The sequence below is a fragment of the Mesorhizobium sp. WSM4832 genome (assembly GCF_055811115.1).
The window spans coordinates 62598-81899 of record NZ_JBVVQH010000025.1; the positions used below are offsets into that span (position 1 = coordinate 62598).

General features: G+C 64.5%; 13 protein-coding genes and 1 pseudogene. 13 read left to right on the plus strand and 1 reads right to left on the minus strand.

The genetic code is table 11. From position 1 onward, the window contains the following. Positions 1-570 precede the first annotated feature (570 nt). From AC0L2L_RS28580 to fni, 9 genes and pseudogenes are all read left to right on the plus strand, one after another. Positions 571-1773, plus strand: a complete 1203-nt coding sequence (locus AC0L2L_RS28580) for a cytochrome P450 (protein WP_473583229.1) — start codon at positions 571-573, stop codon at positions 1771-1773. A 94-nt stretch (positions 1774-1867) separates the two neighbouring features. Beyond that, positions 1868-3157, plus strand: a complete 1290-nt coding sequence (locus AC0L2L_RS28585) for a cytochrome P450 (protein ID WP_473583230.1) — start codon at positions 1868-1870, stop codon at positions 3155-3157. A 1-nt stretch (position 3158) separates the two neighbouring features. After that, entirely contained in the window at positions 3159-3464 is a 306-nt protein-coding gene (locus AC0L2L_RS28590) for a ferredoxin (RefSeq protein ID WP_473583231.1), read from the plus strand. After that, a complete protein-coding gene (locus AC0L2L_RS28595) occupies positions 3451-4293 on the plus strand; it encodes an SDR family oxidoreductase (RefSeq protein ID WP_473583232.1) in 843 nt (280 codons plus the stop codon). Before AC0L2L_RS28590 ends, AC0L2L_RS28595 begins: the two co-directional genes overlap by 14 nt. Then, complete coding sequence (locus AC0L2L_RS28600) at positions 4293-5636, plus strand: cytochrome P450 (RefSeq protein WP_473583233.1); 1344 nt, start codon at positions 4293-4295, stop codon at positions 5634-5636. Before AC0L2L_RS28595 ends, AC0L2L_RS28600 begins: the two co-directional genes overlap by 1 nt. Before the next feature lie 146 nt (positions 5637-5782). Next, positions 5783-6781, plus strand: coding sequence for a polyprenyl synthetase family protein (locus AC0L2L_RS28605; RefSeq protein ID WP_473583269.1), 999 nt, complete (start codon positions 5783-5785; stop codon positions 6779-6781). Between the two features lie 301 nt (positions 6782-7082). After that, positions 7083-8633: a hypothetical protein gene (locus AC0L2L_RS28610; protein WP_473583234.1), complete on the plus strand. Its 1551-nt coding sequence runs from the start codon at positions 7083-7085 to the stop codon at positions 8631-8633. Continuing rightward, positions 8630-9531, plus strand: a pseudogene (locus AC0L2L_RS28615) (terpene synthase family protein). The gene AC0L2L_RS28610 and the pseudogene AC0L2L_RS28615 overlap by 4 nt, the downstream one beginning before the upstream one ends. An 87-nt stretch (positions 9532-9618) precedes the next feature. Beyond that, entirely contained in the window at positions 9619-10668 is a 1050-nt protein-coding gene (gene fni / locus AC0L2L_RS28620; protein ID WP_473583235.1) for a type 2 isopentenyl-diphosphate Delta-isomerase, read from the plus strand. A 108-nt stretch (positions 10669-10776) separates the two neighbouring features. Here fni and AC0L2L_RS28625 read toward each other — a convergent pair whose 3' ends face one another. Continuing rightward, positions 10777-11703, minus strand: coding sequence for a dihydrodipicolinate synthase family protein (locus tag AC0L2L_RS28625; protein ID WP_473583236.1), 927 nt, complete (start codon positions 11701-11703; stop codon positions 10777-10779). 770 nt (positions 11704-12473) lie between these two features. Between AC0L2L_RS28625 and glmS the strand changes: the two genes are divergently transcribed. The 4 genes from glmS (at position 12474) to AC0L2L_RS28645 (ending at position 19272) form a co-directional block, all read left to right on the plus strand. Further along, complete coding sequence (gene glmS / locus AC0L2L_RS28630; RefSeq protein ID WP_473583237.1) at positions 12474-14297, plus strand: glutamine--fructose-6-phosphate transaminase (isomerizing); 1824 nt, start codon at positions 12474-12476, stop codon at positions 14295-14297. A gap of 255 nt (positions 14298-14552) precedes the next feature. Beyond that, on the plus strand, positions 14553-15893 hold the full coding sequence (gene hemN, locus AC0L2L_RS28635; protein ID WP_473583238.1) for an oxygen-independent coproporphyrinogen III oxidase: 1341 nt from the start codon (positions 14553-14555) through the stop codon (positions 15891-15893). 403 nt (positions 15894-16296) lie between these two features. Then, positions 16297-16686 carry a hypothetical protein gene (locus AC0L2L_RS28640; protein WP_473583239.1) on the plus strand — a complete coding sequence of 130 codons (390 nt, stop codon included), beginning with the start codon at positions 16297-16299 and terminating at the stop codon, positions 16684-16686. Between the two features lie 555 nt (positions 16687-17241). Further along, positions 17242-19272: a conjugal transfer protein TraG gene (locus AC0L2L_RS28645; protein ID WP_473583240.1), complete on the plus strand. Its 2031-nt coding sequence runs from the start codon at positions 17242-17244 to the stop codon at positions 19270-19272. The last annotated feature ends 30 nt before the right edge of the window (positions 19273-19302 follow it).

Sequence of the window (19302 nt, forward strand, 5' to 3'; positions counted from 1 at the left end):
GGCCGACCCCATACTATCCGAGACTGTTCTGTCGCTTTTGTCGGGTCCGCGACACGGCCTTTTTCGCCGAGTTCTTGTCTAGCCTTAGGCTAATCCACTGAAAAGCAATCACAATGTTTTTCTTCTGCTGGGTCGGCCAAATTGGCACGAATTTTGAACTCCTTCGTGGCGAGCCGGGAGCGGCCGGCTGACCTTCATTTGGTGGATGACACCGCGATCGATGGAACGAAGAAAGAAAAGCATGTCAAATCCGCATCAGACAGCATTCTACGGCAAGGGGCCTCGGCGAACCCCCTATCAAACAGGCTGCCGCCCTTGTCGGCCCTTGCAGAGGAAATCTTGATGGCCGGCTGCGACTCAAAGGCCGCTCCACCACAATTGCCTTATGCTGACTTCGAAGGCGCAGGATAAATTCTGCATCTCGCCGCGCGGTATGCCCAGACAGTTACACGTTGGCCGATCTCGATAACCAAGTCGGCTACGCCGCGGAGGACGTCTACATGCCGTCTTACGTCATTCGCTGCCCGCAGCGCCTTCCGCCCTCCATCGCTTAGAGAGTGAAGTGCCACCATGTCCGAACCACCCTTGCCGACGCTGCCGATGTGGCGCGTCGATCACATCGAGCCCTCGCCCGAGATGTTGGCGCTACGCGCCAATGGTCCGATCCACCGCGTGCGCTTCCCCTCCGGGCACGAAGGCTGGTTGGTAACAGGCTACGACGAGGCCAAGGCGGCGCTATCCGACGCGGCGTTCCGGCCCGCGGGAATGCCGCCAGCGGCATTCACCCCGGATTCGGTGATTCTCGGTTCGCCGGGGTGGCTGGTCTCGCACGAGGGGGGCGAGCATGCCCGGTTACGCACGGTCGTGGCCCCGGCCTTCAGCAACCGCAGGGTGAAGCTGCTCGCGCAGCAGGTCGATGCGATTGCCGCGCAGTTGTTCGAGACGCTGGCGGCCCAGCCCCAGCCCGCCGACCTGCGGCGCCACCTCTCCTTTCCACTTCCGGCCATGGTCATCAGCGCGCTGATTGGCGTGCTCTATGAGGATCACGCCTTTTTCGCCGGGCTGTCCGACGAGGTGATGACACACCAGCATGAAAGCGGTCCACGCAGCGCGTCTCGCCTGGCCTGGGAAGAACTGCGCGCCTACATTCGCGTCAAGATGTGGGACAAGCGCCAGGATCCGGGCGACAACCTGCTGACGGATCTGCTCGCGGCGGTCGACCAGGGCAAGGCGTCCGAGGATGAGGCGATCGGCCTGGCGGCAGGCATGCTGGTGGCGGGGCACGAGAGCACTGTCGCGCAGATCGAATTCGGCCTGCTGGCCATGTTCCGCCATCCGCAACAGCGCGAACGCCTTGTCGGCGATCCGTCCCTGGTGGACAGGGCGGTGGAGGAAATCCTGCGCATGTACCCGCCGGGCGCGGGCTGGGACGGCGTCATGCGCTATCCGAGGACCGACGTGACTATCGCGGGCGTGCATATTCCCGCGGAAAGCAAGGTGCTCGTCGGCCTGCCGGCGACGTCGTTCGATCCGCGGCATTTCGATGACCCGGAAATTTTCGACATCGGGCGCGACGAAAATCCGCACCTCACGTTCTCGCACGGGCCGCACTACTGCATCGGCATGGCGCTGGCCAGGCTGGAACTCAAGGTGGTGGTCGGTTCGATCTTCCAGCGCTTTCCCGCGCTGCGCCTGGCCGTGGCGCCCGAAGAACTGAAGTTGCGCAAGGAGATCATCACTGGCGGGTTCGAGGAGTTCCCGGTGCTCTGGTGATGCGCGGACGCCGCCCGGAATCGCGATCTTCTCCGCAATTTGCCGGCGCGCCTAGCACGCGCCGGTCAGATCAGCCAGCCAACGGGTAACCAAGATGGACGTGCAAGAAACCATCCCAGCATGCCGGGACGCCTTCGCCGAACTGACGTCGCCAGCGTGCATCCACGACCCGTATCCGTTCATGCGGTGGTTGCGCGAGCACGATCCGGTGCATCGCGCGGCGTCGGGCCTCTTTCTGTTGAGCCGCCACGTCGATATTTACTGGGCGCTCAAGGCCACGGGCGATGCGTTTCGGGGACCGGCGCCGGGCGAACTGGCGCGCTATTTCCCGCGTGCGGCGACCAGCCTGTCGCTCAGTCTTCTGGCGTCCACGCTAGCGATGAAGGAACCACCGACGCATACGCGTCTGCGCCGGCTGATCTCGCGCGATTTCACTATGCGCGAGATCGACAACCTGCGGCCGAGCATCGCGCGCATCGTCGCAGCGCGCCTGGACGGCATGGCACCCGCGCTGGAGCGCGGGGAGGCGGTGGACCTGCATCGGGAATTCGCGCTGACCTTGCCCATGCTGGTCTTCGCCGAACTGTTCGGCATGCCCCAGGACGGCATGTTCGGGCTCGCCGCCGGCATCGGCGCCATTCTGGAAGGCCTGAGCCCGCACGCCAGCGATCCCCAGCTCGCCGCGGCGGACGCGGCCAGCGCCAGGGTGCAGGCCTACTTCGGCGACCTCATACAGCGCAAACGCACCGATCCCCGCCACGACATCGTGTCGATGCTGGTCGGCGCACACGACGACGACGTCGACACGTTGTCGGATGCGGAGTTGATCAGCATGCTGTGGGGCATGCTGCTGGGCGGCTTCGCCACCACTGCCGCGAGCATCGACCATGCGATCCTGGCGATGCTGGCGTTTCCCGAACAGCGGCACTGGCTGCAGGGGGACGCCGTGGGGGTGAAGGCATTCGTCGAAGAAGTCCTGCGCTGCGACGCGCCCGCCATGTTCAGTTCCATTCCGCGTATCGCCCAGCACGACATCGAATTGCGCGGTGTGGTAATCCCGAAGAACGCGGACGTGCGCGTGCTGATCGCGGCCGGCAATCGCGACCCGGACGCCTTCGCCGATCCCGACCGCTTCGATCCCGCGCGGTTCTACGGCACCAGTGCTGGCATGTCGAACGACGGGAAGATCATGCTGAGCTTCGGCCACGGCATCCACTTCTGCCTCGGTGCGCAACTGGCCCGGGTGCAGTTGGCCGAGAGCCTGCCGCGGATCCAGGCGCGCTTCCCCACGCTGGCATTGGCCGAGCAGCCGACCCGGGAGCCCTCCGCGTTCCTTAGGACGTTCCGCGCGCTGCCGGTGCGGCTGCATGCGCAGGGGGGCTGAGATGCGCGTCGTGGTCGACCAGGATCTGTGCGGAACCACCGGACAGTGCGCGCTGACGCTGCCGGGCACCTTTCGCCAGCGCGAACTGGACGGAGTGGCCGAACTGTGCGTGGCGACGGTTCCGCAGGCGCTGCACGCCGCCGTGCGGCTCGCGGCCAGCCAGTGCCCAGTCGCCGCCATTCGGGTCATCGAAAGCGACGTTGGCGACGAGGAGCGCGCCAGCGCCGACCCTGCGCCTTCTCCGGAGAAGCCCGAGCGGCATGCCGCGAAACAACGCCATCCAGGGGGACACGATGGGACGGTTTGAAGGCAAGGTGGCCGTGGTGACCGGCGCCGGCGCCGGCATCGGCAAGGCATGCGCCCTCGCCATCGCGCGCGAGGGTGGCAGGGTGGTGGTGGCCGACATTGATGCCTCGGCGGCCATCGCCTGCACCGCGCAGATCGCGGCCGAAGCGGGGCTCACGCTGGCCCTGGCCATGGACATCGCCGATGCGCAGGCGGTGGCAGCGCTGTTCGAGACGGCGGAGCGGCACTTCGGTGGGGTCGACCTGCTGGTGAACAACGCGAGCGCCATGCATCTGACCCCGCGCGACTCCGCGATCCTCGACCTGGACCTGGCGGTCTGGGATCAGACCATGGCGACCAATCTGCGCGGCTCGCTGCTCTGCTGCCGACAGGCCATCCCACGGATGATCGCCCGCGGCGGTGGCGCGATCGTCAACATGTCGTCGTGCCAGGGGCTCAGCGGTGACACCGCGCAGACGTCCTACGCCGCGTCGAAGGCGGCGATGAACATGTTGTCGGCCTCGCTCGCCACCCAGTACGGTCATGCGCAGATCCGCTGCAACGCGGTTGCGCCGGGTCTCATCATGACCGAGCGTCTCCTCGCCAAGCTGGACGAGTGCATGCAACGGCATCTGCGCCGGCACCAGCTTCTGCCGCGCGCCGGCCGCCCCGAGGACGTGGCCGCGCTGGTGGCGTTCCTGCTCTCCGACGATGCTGCATTCATTACCGGCCAGGTCGTGTGCATCGACGGCGGCATGCTGGCGCATGTGCCGACGTACGCCGACGGTGGCAACCGCGCCGCGCGGCCTGCCATCGGCCTCGCCGAAGCGGCCGCGGCGCCGCGCTGCTGATGGCCATGCTGCTCAACCCGCTGGACCGTCGGCACCGGCTGCGGCACGACATCCCGGTCATGCCCGGCGCTTTCCCCCTAGTCGGGCATCTTCCCGCCATCGTCTGCGACCTGCCGCGCCTGCTGCGGCGCGCGGAACGGACGCTGGGCAGCCACTTCTGGCTGGATTTCGGCCCTGCCGGACACCTGATGACCTGCGTGGATCCGGATGCGTTCGCACTGCTCCGGCACAAGGATGTGTCCTCGGCGCTGATCGAAGAGATCGCGCCCGAATTGCTTGGCGGAACGTTGGTCGCCCAGGACGGCGGCGCGCACCGGCAGGCGCGCGATGCGATCAAGGCGGCCTTCCTGCCCAAGGGGCTGACCCAGGCCGGCATCGGCAACCTGTTCGCGCCCGTCATCCGAGCGCGGGTGCAGGCGTGGCGCGACCGCGGCGACGTAACCATCCTGCGCGAAACCGGCGACCTGATGCTCAAGCTCATCTTCAGCCTCATGGGAATCCCCGCGCAGGACCTGCCGGGGTGGCATCGCAAGTACCGGCAACTGCTGCAGTTGATCGTCGCGCCCCCGGTCGACCTGCCCGGACTGCCCTTGCGGCGCGGCCGCGCGGCCCGAGACTGGATCGATGCGCAGTTGCGCCAGTTCGTCCGCGACGCGCGCGCGCATGCGGCGCGCACCGGGTTGATCAACGACATGGTGAGCGCCTTCGATCGCAGCGACGATGCGCTCTCCGATGACATACTGGTCGCCAACATCCGCTTGCTGCTGCTTGCCGGTCACGACACCACCGCCTCGACGATGGCCTGGATGGTGATCGAGCTGGCGCGGCAGCCTGTGCTGTGGGACGCCCTGGTCGAGGAGGCGCAACGCGTGGGCGCGGTGCCGACCCGGCACGCGGACCTGGCGCAGTGTCCGGTCGCCGAGGCGCTGTTCCGCGAGACGCTTCGCGTGCATCCGGCGACCACGCTCCTTCCGCGTCGCGCGCTGCAGGAATTGCAGCTCGGCCAACGGCGCATTCCCGCGGGCACCCATCTGTGCATCCCGCTGCTGCATTTCTCGACCTCGGCGCTGCTGCACGAGTCGCCTGATCAGTTCCGCCTGGCGCGGTGGCTGCAACGCACGGAGCCGATCCGGCCGGTGGACATGCTGCAGTTCGGTACCGGCCCACACGTCTGCATCGGCTACCACTTGGTATGGCTGGAAATGGTGCAGTTCTGCATCGCCTTGGCGCTGACCATGCACGCGGCCGGGGTGCGGCCGCGGTTGCTGAGCGGCGTCGAAAAAGGCCGGCGCTATTACCCGACCGCACATCCGTCCATGACAGTCCGCATCGGATTCTCATGAGCTGGCATCGCATGCCCCGTGTGGCAAGGCAGCGGCGCCGGCGATGCGCAGCATTGCTTCACTCGGCGCAAGCGCTCGGCGCCGGCAACACCGCGGCGGCTCGGCGCTCGCAGTGGCCCTAGTCAGGTACAAGGACTATGAACAACATGCAGACCGGTTCCACGCCGCACGACGACCGAACTGGCGTTTCCGCGCTCGGCGAATTGGGCGCGCAGGCGCGCGGCGCATCCGGCGGGCTGCCGCCGGAGATCTGGATGCAGGACGGCGCAAAGCGGGTCGAACAGGCGCTGGCGCGTCTTCTCTGCGGCGAAGATGACGCTGAGACCGAGCTGATGGCGGCGATGCGCTACGCCACCTTGCACGGCGGGAAGCGCACCCGCGCCTTGCTCTGTCTGGCTGCCGGCGCACTGGCCGGCACGCCGGCGCACATGCTCGACGACGTCGCCGCCGCCGTCGAGATGATGCACGCCTGTACCCTGGTCCACGACGACCTGCCCGCGATGGATGACGACGTGCTTCGCCGCGGCCTTCCGACCGTGCACGTCAAGTTCGGCGAAGCCACCGCGATCCTGGTCGGCGATGCGCTGCAGGCGCACGCCTTCCTGACCCTGGCGAGGCTGGATGCGCCGGGCAACAACCGCATAGCGCTCGTGCGCGAACTGGCGCAGGCGGTGTCCGCCGAGGGTGCCGCAGGCGGGCAGGCCATGGATCTGTCGCTGGTCGGAAAGCACGTCGAGCTGGACAGGATCGTGGCGATGCACCGGATGAAGAGCGGAGCGCTAGTGCGCGCGTCCGTTCGCATGGGCGCGCTATCCGCCATCGCGGAGGATTCTGCGCACGCTGCGCTGTACTATGCGCTCGATCGCTACAGCGCCTGTTTCGGCCTGGCGTTGCAGGTGGTCGACGACGTTCTCGACGCGACAGCGGATACCGCGGCGCTGGGCAAGACCCCCGGCAAAGACGCGGCAGCGCAGAAGCCGACCTGCGCGTCGATCATGGGGCTGCAGGCAGCGCGCCAGTTCGCGCTGGATCTGTTGCGCGACGCCGGGGAGGCCATCGCCCCGCTGGGGCCGCGTGCGGACCGGTTGGCGCAGATGCTGCAGCGGGCCAAAGCGTATCTCTTGAAGCACGCGCCATGCGCATGAGTGCGCGCGTCCGCATGGAGTCGCCCCCGTGCCGCTGCGATCGGCCGGCGGCAGTGGTGCATGCTGCACTGTGTCGGTGTCCCTCCGATGAGCGGTTGCCCAGCACGGCCGCGGCGCACGCGGCGCGCTGCGCGCAAGCCTATACGGCGGACCGGCACCAGCATCGGGGCGCGTCGCCGCGCCGGAGCAGGGCGGCCGTCCAGCGCTGCACATGCGCCGGCCGCGACGGGCCTGCGGCGAGGCGCGCGGCGTCTGCCCGATCCTTAATTCTCGTCAACCGTGTGCAGAAGGAACATCTCGCGTGAACGCGCTGTCCGAACAGATCCTTTCCGAACTGCGCCACCTGCTGAGCGAGATGAGCGACGGCGGCAGCGTCGGTCCGTCCGTCTACGACACGGCGCGAGCTCTGCATTTCCATGGCAACGTCACCGGTCGGCAGGACGCATACGCGTGGCTCATCGCGCAGCAACAGGCCGATGGGGGATGGGGAAGCGCGGACTTCCCGCTGTTTCGCCATGCGCCCACGTGGGCGGCGTTGCTGGCATTGCAGCGTGCCGATTCTCTTCCCGGCGCTGCCGACGCAGTCCAGGCTGCAACCCGGTTCCTCGAACGCCAGCCCGATCCCTACGCGTATACGGTGCCGGAAGACGCGCCGATCAGCGCGGAGCTGATTCTGCCGCAGTTGTGCGGCGAGGCTTCATCCCTGCTGGACGGCGTGGCGTTTCCGCGCCACCCGGCGCTGTTGCCGTTGCGGCAAGCGCGCCTGGCCAAGCTAGGGGCTGTGGCGACGTTGCCGAGCGGCCATCCGTTGCTGCACTCCTGGGAAGCCTGGGGGACATCGCCGACCACCGCATGCCCGGATGAAGACGGCAGCATCGGCATCAGTCCGGCGGCCACCGCCGCGTGGCGTGCGCACGCCGTGACACAAGGGGACACACCGCATGTCTGGCGCGCCGACGCGTATCTGCAGTCAGCATCGCGGGCGACGCGCAGCAGCATCGAAGGTGTAGTTCCCAACGTCTGGCCGATCAATGTATTCGAGCCATGCTGGTCGCTGTACACCCTGCATCTGGCCGGGCTGTTCGCGCATCCCGCGCTCGCCGAGGCGGTGCGCGTGATCGTTGCGCAGCTCGACGCCCGCCTAGGCTTGCACGGTCTGGGCCCGGCCTTCCACTTCGCGGCCGATGCGGACGACACCGCCGTTGCGTTGTGCGTCCTGCACCTTGCAGGCCGCGCCCCGGCGGTCGATGCGTTGCGCCATTTCGAAATGGGCGAGCTATTCGTCACCTTCCCCGGCGAGCGCAATGCCTCGGTCTCGACCAACATCCATGCCCTGCATGCGTTGCGACTGTTGGGAAAGCCCGCCGCCGGCACCGGCGCCTACGTCGAGGCCAATCGCAACCCGAACGGTCTATGGGACAACGAAAAATGGCACGTTTCTTGGCTGTATCCCACCGCGCATGCGGTCGCTGCGCTGGCGCAAGGCAAGCCTCAGTGGCGTGACGAGCGCGCGCTGGCGGCGCTGCTTCAGGCGCAGCGCGATGACGGCGGCTGGGGCGCCGGTCGCGCATCCACATTCGAGGAAACCGCCTATGCGCTGTTCGCGTTGCACGTGATGGAAGGGAGCGAAGAGCCGACAGGGCGCCGGCGGATCGCGCAGGCTGTGGCGCATGCGCTGGAGTGGATGCTCGCCCGCCATGCGGCGCATGCATTGCCGCAGATGCCGCTGTGGATCGGCAAGGAACTGTATTGCCCCACCCGGGTTGTGCGCGTGGCCGAACTCGCCGGGTTGTGGCTGGCGCTTGATTGGGAGCGGCGCGTGCTGGCCGAGGGAGCAGGAGAGGCGCCATGATCCAGACCGACCGCGCGCTGCAGCAGGTGCTGGAGTGGGGGCGTTCCCTGACCGGGTTCGCCGACGAGCATGCCGTGGAAGCGGTCAGGGGCGGCCAGTACATCCTGCAGCGCATCGACCCGAGCCTGCGCGAGACGAGCGCCCGCACTGGCCGCGATCCGCAGGATGAAACGCTGATCGTGGCGTTCTATCGCGAACTGGCGCTGCTGTTTTGGCTTGACGATTGCAACGACCTTGGGCTGATCGCGCCGGAGCAGCTCGCCGCGGTGGAGCAGGCGCTCGGGCAGGGCGTGCCGTGCGCACTCCCCGGATTCGAGGGCTGCGCTGTGCTAAGCGCTTCGCTGGCCGCGCTCGCCTATGATCGTCGCGACTATGCTCAGCTTCTCGACGATACCCGGTGCTACTGCGCGGCGCTGCGCGCCGGGGACGCGCAGGCGGCAGGGGCGGAACGCTGGTCCTACGCCGAGTACCTGCACAACGGCATCGACTCGATCGCCTACAGGAACGTGTTGTGTTGCCTGTCGTTGTTGTGGGGGCTGGACATGCCGACTTTGCGCGCACGTCCGGCGTTTCGCCAGGCCCTGCGGCTCATCTCCGCGATAGGCCGCCTGCAGAACGATCTGCATGGACGCGACAAGGACAGGTCGGCCGGCGAGGCCGGCAACGCGGCGATCCTGCTGCTGCAGCGCTATCCGGCTATGCCTGTGGTGAAGTTTCTCAACGACGAGCTGGCCGGCCATACGCGCATGCTGCACCGAGTGATGGCGGAAGCACGCTTTCCCGCGCCGTGGGGACCGTTGATCGAGGCCATGGCCGTCATCCGCGCGCAGTACTACCAGACCTCGACCAGCCGCTACCGCAGGGACACTGCGGGGTAGGCCAGCGTGGGCCGGCCTGAACGCGGGGGAGGCGGCGACGTGCGCGAGCTCTGCCGTCGGTCCGATCCGACGCAACGCCGTCGTCCGATGCAACGGATGGAGCGAGCATGAACGACACCACCCTGAGCCGGCGCAAGGACGACCATCTTGGCATCGTGCTGGATCGGCGAACGGCGCCGGCCACGGTCGCCGCCGGCTGGGAGTACATCCGTTTCGAACACTGCGCATTGCCCGAATTGGACCTGACGAAGATCGATCTGCGCGCCTCGCTGCTGGGCAGGACCATGCGCGCGCCGCTGCTGATCAGCTCCATGACCGGCGGCATGCCGCGCGCCGAGGCCATCAACCGGCATCTGAGCGAGGCAGCGCAAGCCTTGGGGATCGCCATGTGCGTCGGTTCGCAGCGCGTGAGCCTGCAATCCCGCAACTCCCAGGGGCTGACGCGCGCGCTGCGCCGCGCGGCCCCAGACATCCCCCTGCTGGCCAATATCGGCGCCGCGCAACTGCGCGAGGCCGACGGCCTGGACTTGGCGCGCCGGGCGGTGGATGCGCTGGAGGCCGATGGACTCATCGTCCATCTCAATCCGCTGCAGGAAGCGGTACAGCCGGAGGGCGACCGCGACTGGCGCGGCGTCCTGGCGCAGATCGCTCGCGCCGCGCGCAGCGTGGGCGTGCCGATCGTGGCCAAGGAAGTGGGGTCGGGCCTATCCGCCTCGGTAGCCTCTGCGCTCGTCGAGGCGGGCGTGGCGGTGATCGATGTCGCCGGCGCCGGGGGCACCAGTTGGGCCGCGGTGGAGGGCGAGCGCGCCCGCGATGCCGCCGACCGTGCAGTGGCGATGGCGTTCGCCGATTGGGGGATTCCGACCCCGGCCAGCGTACAGGCGGTACGCCGAGCGCTGCCAACGGTGAAGCTGATCGCGTCGGGCGGTATCCGCGACGGCGGCGACGTGGCCAAGGCCATCCGCCTGGGCGCGGACTTCGCCGGGCAGGCGGCCGGCGTGCTGAGCGCGGCGACGGTGTCCACCGAGGCGGTTGTGACGCATTTCGAGATCGTCATCCGCCAGTTGGCAGTCGCCTGCTTCTGCACCGGCTCGGCTGATCTGGCGGCGTTGCGTCAGGCGCGCTTGTTGCCCTCGGCGCATCTGCCCGCCGGTTAATGCCGGCGTCGTCCGCACGTGTTCAAGAGGCCGTTGAGCAGCGATCCAATTCTGCGCCGCCCAAACTTCCATCTCGAACAATGCGCGGAACACCCGCGCGCCGGCTGCCTAATCTAGCAGTTGCACTGGGCATGCTGTGTGTTCGGCTGTCTCGAGCTTCTCCAGTGCCTGCCTGATGTCATCTCCGGCGTCGTCCGGCAACGGCAAAATAGGGCGCGGTGGCTGGACGTGCGCCAGACCGAGGTATTCGGCGATGACGAACATAACGCGGAAGCTGCCGTAGTGTTTGAACAAGGTCCAGAGCGGCTCGAAAGCGCGGTTCAACCGAGTGGACTCCACCGCGTCGCCGGACTGCGCCGCACGCGTCAGCGCAAGCGCCGGGACCGCCAGCAGACCTGCCGCAACGCTGTACCAGGTGTCACATCCGGCGAGCAGGGCATCCGCCGCGCCCCAATCACCGCTGTATCCGATTGTGAAAGTGTCAGGCGTCATCGACCGCAAGCGTGCCAGTTCTCCCGTGTAATCCTCATTCGCCGCCAGAGGCATTTTCACAGCGACGATGTTGGATACCTCTGACAGCCGGGCGATCAATGCGTCGCTGAATGTGAAGCGTGTGGTGCTTGGATTGTTGTATATGCACAAAGGCAGTTCCCCCGCCTCGGCAACCGCGACGAAGTGCTGGAAGACTTCGTCCTCGTTCAAGGGAACGTAGGACATCGGTGCCAGGAGCAGGCCGTCAGCGCCAGCGGATTTTGCATCGCGCGCCAGAGCCTGAGCTTCGTCGGTACGCAATGCACCCACTCCCACGACAAGAGGCGTTTTGCCGCCGATGCATTCCACGGCAGCCTGAACGGCACGCTTGCGTTCTTCCCTCGTGAGGTAAGCATAACCGCCCGTGCTCCCCAGAAGGCCGATGGAGTCCGCTCCCGCGTGTTGGATACGCTCGAGAAAACGAGCCAGTGCCTCGGTGTCGACATGCCCTTCCGCATCGGTTGGCGTGAGGGGGAACGCCGACAGGCCACGAAACAAAGTCATCATCCATTCCTTTCGAAATTACACACGGGCATTTTGCAGCCAGGCATCAAGGCATTCAGCCTTCCGACCAGGCCATCCGTCGCTCCGCCAATACGTCGTCCGGCATGGTTCCAACGCCTCCAGGGATCCTCAAACACCTAGGCACCTTCATCAATTCGAGCGCAAGCGATCCATGAGCAGCGCGACCAGTCACGATCGCTTCCCTGACTGCGAGCCAATATTGCAGTTCACTGGTCCAAACTAAACTGCCACTTTTGGAGCTTTTAAGTGGTCCAGTAAAAGGAGGGCTCTCGCAGGACGGGAGCGACGCGTCGAATTTGTCAATCCCTGCTCAAGCAGATCCAGCCGGAGTCTACGGTGTCGGTGACGCCCCTCAGTTCTCCGCTCGCGGCCCACAAGGTCCCCATTGCTCATGCTGTTGTGAACCTAGCGCACTATGGTCGATGTCAGCGCCACCAGGCTGGCGTCGTCTGTTCGAAACCGGTTACCGCAGTTTTGCTTTACGCCGCGCGATGACCTTAGCTGAGGCCTACAATGAAGCGCCGATTAGAGGGATGGATCGGCCACGCGTTAGACCGGTAAAGCGCGTTGCACAACCCGCGGTGGCCTGAGGTTTAGTTCATTCATGGCGTGGATGATAGTTATCCCAACAATCAATTTTACCAATCCTACTGGATTTCATTAGAAGATTCTAACCGAGCGAGCTGCGGGCGGGTGTTCGTCCCTCGTCTGCGTCGGCTGAGGCTGCTGGGAAGAATTCGGAGAAGAACATGTGCGGGATTGTTGGCATCGTTGGGCAACAGCCGGTGTCGGAGCGCCTGGTCGACGCGTTGAAGCGTCTGGAATACCGCGGCTATGATTCGGCCGGCATTGCGACGATCACGGAGGGCACCTTGCACCGCCGGCGCGCCGAGGGCAAGCTCATCAATCTCGAGACGAGACTGAAGGAAGAGCCTTTGAGTGGCACCATCGGCATCGCCCACACCCGCTGGGCAACCCATGGGCCACCGACGGAACGCAATGCACACCCGCACTTCACGGACGGTGTGGGCGTCGTCCATAACGGCATCATTGAGAATTTCGCCGAGCTGAAGGACGAATTGGCGGCGACGGGAACCGAGTTCCAGACCGACACCGACACCGAGGTCCTTGCGCATCTCTTGGCAAGACACCGCCGGGAGGGCATGGGGCGTGGTGAGGCGGTACATGCCATGCTGAAAAGCGTCAGGGGTGCCTACGCGCTTGCCATCCTCTTTGAGGATGATCCGTCGACCATCATTGCGGCGCGCAATGGACCACCGCTGGCGATCGGTCATGGCGACGGCGAGATGTTCCTGGGCTCCGACGCGATCGCGCTTGCTCCATTCACGAATGAGATCACCTATCTCCTCGACGGTGACTGGGCCGTTGTCGGCAGGACGGGCGTCGATATCTTTGATTACGACGGCAACCCCGTCGCGCGTCCGCGCCAGACCTCGATGGCCGCGGCCACTCTGGCCAACAAGGGCAACCATCGCCACTTCATGGAGAAGGAAATCCTCGAGCAGCCCGAGGTCATCGCCGATGCGCTCGGTCATTATATCAATTTCATAGAAAATGGCGCCGATGCGGTATTTGGCATCGACTTCGCCAGGATCCCGAGCTTGGCGATCTCTGCCTGCGGCACCGCCTATCTGGCCGGACTAATCGGAAAGTACTGGTTCGAGCGTTATGCGCGCCTGCCGGTCGAAATAGATGTTGCATCCGAATTCCGCTATCGCGAGATCCCGTTGTCGCCGCAGTCTGCGGCTCTTTTCATTTCACAGTCGGGCGAAACCGCCGATACGCTGGCATCGCTGAGGTACTGCAAGCAGCTTGGGCTGAAAATTGGCGCCGTCGTCAATGCGCGCGAATCGACCATCGCTCGGGAGGCCGATGTGGTCTTCCCGATTCTTGCCGGCCCCGAGATCGGCGTCGCCTCCACCAAGGCCTTCACCTGCCAGCTCGCCGTTCTTGCAGCACTCGCCATCCACGCAGCCAAGGCCCGCGGAACCGTGACCGAAGATGAGGTGCAGGCGCTCGTCGGGAGCCTCACCGAAATGCCGCGCCTCATGAGGCAGGTACTGGACAGCATCCAGCCGGAGATTGAGCTTCTGTCGCGCGAACTGTCAAAGTGTCATCATGTCCTGTATCTCGGCCGTGGCACAAATTTCCCACTGGCGATGGAAGGTGCGCTGAAGGTCAAGGAGATTTCCTACATCCACGCCGAGGGCTATGCGGCAGGTGAATTGAAGCACGGTCCTATCGCATTGATAGACTCGAACATGCCAGTGATCGTCATCGCGCCACATGATCGCTTTTTCGACAAGACCCTCTCCAACATGCAGGAAGTGGCCGCCCGCGGAGGGCGCATTATCCTCATCACCGATGTAAAAGGGGCAGCCGCATCGAAACTCGATACGATGCACACGATCGTGCTGCCGGCCACGGATGAGATTATCGCGCCGATGATCTTCTCGCTGCCGATACAGCTCCTTGCGTACCACACGGCGGTCTTCGTGGGTACAGATCTCGACCAGCCACGCAACCTGGCAAAATCAGTCACCGTCGAATGATTGTAACGCTTTCATAGGTCGCAACGCTCGCCGATTGGGAAAACTCCAAGCACGGTGTTCACGATGGTCTCGACGGGAAACTCATGGCGCTTGTCGCTGGCCTGCGCGTGCTCATACCGTCGCTGTCCAGCCAAGGCTGAACGGCGCTTATCGCTGCGAAATAATCGGACCCAAAGCGGGACGGCCTGATATAGCGCAAAGACTCAGGAGAGCGCAGTGGTAAGGATGGAAGGCATCAACATGGGACGGTAACTGTTGCAGACCACATGTCGCGAGGCCCGCCTGCCTTGGTACACCATCTATCCGACTGTCTCGGAGTTCTCTGGGGCGGTCGGCGCCGAGGCTTATGAGGAATGGCTCAGGAACCTACCGGCTGACGATCCGGCGTCACTCTACTTGCATGTTCCGTTCTGCCGATCAAAGTGCTGGTTTTGCGGCTTCCCCACCGCCATCACTCGCCATGATGCGCCGATCCTCAATTATCTGGTGGCGCTGTGTGACGAGATACGTTTGGTCTCGGAGCACGCGCCGCAGGCGCTGCCCGTGAGCGATGTGCATTTCGGCGGCGGAACGCCAACTCTCATGGGGCCAGTAGAGTTGCTCGCCCTGATGGATTTCCTGCGCCGCCACTTTGCGCTCGCGAAAACAGCTGCGATCGCCGTCGAGATCGATCCACGCACGTTCACGGCCGAGATGGCCGAAGCCTTGCAAGCAGCTGGCGTGAACCGCGCGAGCCTCGGCGTACAGAGCTTCGATCCCATTGTTCAAAAAGCGATCAACCGGGTCCAGAGTGAGGCGCAAACGGCGGCTGCCGTCGAAATGCTGCGTCGCCATGGAGTGAGAAGCATCAACTTCGACCTCATCTTTGGTCTCCCGCATCAAACGGTACAGTCCTGCGTCGAGACCACGAGGGCGGCGGTCGCCATGCGCCCCAACCGACTTGCGGTGTTCGGCTACTCGCACATTCCGTCCTTTATTAAGAATCAGCGCCTCATCGAGGAGGCATTTCTTCCAGGCAGCGCTGCCCGCGCCGAACAGGATGCGGCCATTGCCGTGACGCTGATTGCCGCCGGCTACCGAGAGATCGGGCTCGACCATTTCGCCTTGCCGGACGACGATCTCGCCCTGGCACAGAAGACCGGTCGCCTGCGGCGCAACTCGCTGGGTTACTCGGCCGACACCTGCAAAACCCTGCTCGGTTTCGGCGCGTCGGCTATCGGGCGTGTCGGCGAGGGTTACGTCCAGAACGAGGTTACACGGGATTCCTACTGCCGGCACATCGCAGCTGGCCGCCTGGCGACGTCAAAGGGCTACCGTCTCACCGACGAAGACCGCGTGCGCGCCGCAATCATCGAGCGACTCATGTGCGATCTCGAGGCCGATGTGCCGGCAATCTGTGCCGCCCACGGGTCTGATCCGATCCATTTTCTCGAATCAGCTGAACGCTTGGCGATGCTTGCCAAGGACGGGATTGTGGACATCGAAAAGGGTTTTGTCCGCGTATCGCGGCAGCATCGCTTTGCGATTCGCGCTGTTGCCGCCGCATTCGATGCTTTTCTCGACCGGGTTGCCCCGCAAGTCAGCCAATCAGTGTGAGGGAGGCCAAGGCGACGCAGAAGGGAAATCGACGCCCATGCGTTTCCCTTCTTGTAGGTGAGGATTTCATAGCAGTCGCCGACGTAGCGGCACTCGAGCGCCTTCCCGCCCTCGCGGAAGGGCACAGTGAGGGCCCAACGAGGCTCGAGATCTGCGTCCGATAAGCGGACGGCTGCACAGGCGACGCGCAGATTGGCGAAGCGGCGGGGAAACAAAGAGTTCCTCAAGGGTAGTGCAGAAGCCCGGCCTCGTTGACGCCCGCGCGCCCGCCTCAGGAGCGGTAGCCAAGGAGCAGCCGTCTGTCGGCGGCCGACTAAAACGGTCGGTCGTGTGGAGTGGGCCGACACCTGTGAACAAGCCGTGTGCGACATTGCAATCATCCACCTATTGGCTCAACTGCCACATGACCGTGAATGAACTGGATTTGTTGGTTTTTCAGATGGCAGTGGAAAGCGTCCGCACACTCTGCTTGAGCTTCAATGACAAAGCGGCGGAAATAGCCGCGAGGAGCCGCGGAATCCTGCTTTTCGACGTGCGGGTCGACGATGACGCCGACATCCAGCGGGTTGCAGCCATCCGATATCGAGGCGACCAGATTGGTGTGGTGGCGTTGGACAGACAAGGCCTTATTAGCCGCTACTGCCTCGTCAACAGTACCTTCTCCCGCTTCATTGCACCGTTGGAGAATTGGACCAGCATGCCGGTGTCAATGCAGGCCAAAATCGTTGTCACTCACCATGCCGGCCTCTTCATAGGCGCGTTGCGAAATGCGGGTCATATGCTTCGCAACTAGCGCTTGGCATGGATCTTTGCATCCGCCTGGGCGTTTGGGCCGGTCGCCCATCGAGGTTCTGCAGCGCGCGGATGTGCGCAGATTCCTGCCCTGAACGGTAACCCGTCGCTCGAAACGCTCCAAAGCGCCGTCGTAACCATGGGCTACGGCTCCGATCTGCTCGGCGAGATGCATGGGCACCAATCAGGGGAATTTGTTCTGCGCGGCCGCGTTCTCAGGCCTCGCGATGTGATCCGATCCGCAACGGTCGATGCTGCCCGCGTGCTGAACATGGAAGGCTTTGTAGGCACGCTCGCGCCTGGCGCTCGCGCCGACCCTCATCGCGGTGTACGGCAATCTGTTGAACGAGGGGTTTTGGCCGACCCCAGTTCCCCGACCAAATATCCGACGTGCTCACGACAAGCATGTCCCCTCCGACATAGCAGTCAAGACTCGCTCGGGAATGCGGCGCGCCAAACAGCCTCTCATCGCACCAAGTCGTACATAGGGCGCATTCCTGTTCCGGCCGCCCCGGGCGATGCTCGATCCACCTCTCCAGAACAGCGGAGCAAGCCAGTGACGCCCACAAAGCTTCTGATTGGGCAGATCGCTATTGTGTTCGCCATCGTTCTCCTCGGCGTGTGGGCCGCCACGCAATGGTGCGCTCATATGCTGGCCTTTCAGGAACAACTCGGCGCGCCATGGTTCGTCGCGGCTGGCTGGCCGATCTACGAGCCGTGGAAACTGTTGGAGTGGTGGTTCCAATTCGATGCCTATGCGCCGGAGGTCTTCGACAAGGCCGGTATGCTTGCGGGCACCAGTGGATTCATGGGCTGTGCCGCTGCAATCGCTGGCTCCCTATGGCGCGCGCGACAGCGCGGGTTGGTCACCACCTATGGCTCCTCTCGATGGGCGGCGACGCGGGAGATCGAGAAAGCAGGGCTGTTTCAGCCGGCAGGCGTCTTCCTCGGCAAACTGAAGGATCGGTATCTGCGCCATAACGGGCCGGAGCACGTGATGGCTTTTGCGCCGACACGTTCGGGGAAGGGCGTCGGACTCGTTGTTCCAACTCTTCTTTCCTGGACCGGATCGGCTGTCATTCATGATATCAAAGGCGAGAACTGGCAGCTAACCTCCGGCTGGCGTTCGAAGTTCTCCTATTGCCTTCTGTTCAATCCCACCGATTCCAGATCGGCGCGCTACAATCCGCTACTGGAAGTGCGCAAGGGCCCAAACGAGATCCGCGACGTCCAGAACATTGCCGACATTCTCGTCGATCCGGAAGGCGCGCTCGAGCGTCGCAACCATTGGGAAAAGACCAGTCATTCGCTTCTGGTCGGCGCCATCTTGCACGTGCTCTACGCCGAAGAGGAAAAGACACTTTCCCGTGTCGCCACCTTTCTGTCGGACCCGCAACGATCGTTTTCCGCGACACTGCAGCGAATGATGACAACCAATCACCTCGGCGCGGCGGACAATCCTCGGGTCCATCCCGTCGTGGCGTCGGCGGCGCGCGAGGTGCTGAACAAGTCGGAGAACGAGCGTTCTGGCGTTCTTTCGACTGCGATGTCGTTTCTCGGGCTCTATCGCGATCCTACCGTGGCGGCGGCAACATCGGCATGCGACTGGCGCATTGCCGACCTTATGGATGCACAGCGACCGACGTCTCTCTATCTGGTCGTGCCGCCATCCGACATCTCGCGCACCAAGCCCCTGGTGCGCCTGGTGCTCAATCAGATCGGCAGGCGGTTGACGGAGCGGCTGGAGGGCGATCCAAAGAAGAGCCGCAAGCACCAACTGCTCATGATGCTGGACGAATTCCCGGCCCTCGGGCGACTCGATTTCTTCGAGACCGCGCTCGCGTTCATGGCCGGATACGGCATTCGCGCCTATCTGATCGCGCAATCCTTGAACCAGATTTCAAAAGCCTACAGCGAGAACAACGCCATTCTCGATAATTGCCATGTGCGCATTGCCTTTTCCTCGAATGACGAGCGCACCGCCAAGCGGATCTCCGACGCTCTTGGTACGGCGACAGAGCTCAGATCCATGCGCAACTATGCAGGTCATCGGCTGGCACCCTGGTTGTCACACGTCATGGTGAGCCGACAGGAGACGGCCCGCCCTCTACTAACACCGGGTGAGGTGATGCAATTGCCGCCCTCGGACGGACTGGTGCTGGTTTCGGGTTTGCCCCCCATCCGCGCCAAAAAGCTGCGCTACTACGAGGATCAGAACTTCGCCGAACGGGTGCTGCCTGCGCCGGTGCTGCAGGACGGTCTCTACGCAGACTGCCCTGCGCCGCGCCAAGACGACTGGACTGGCCAAGTACGCGGCGTCGACCGTCGTCTTGCCTCTGACGACGAAAGCGCAGGCGCCGCGCTTGCGGACGAGGGAGGTGTTCAGCAGCAGCGCCATCCTGGCCTGCCCGAAGAGCGCAGCGTCGTCAGCCAGGCGCCTGATGAGGACGATCTGTCCAAGCCCGTCGACGATGACAGCGAGGCGGTCGCCGACAAACGTGTGATGGATCGAATTTCCACCGCGGTGCGTGCCTACGGCATCAACGAGGGAGGGGGGGATGACAAGGATATTGTCCCCGGCTTCTGAACGCCGCTCAAAGCAAAGCGTATCTCAGCG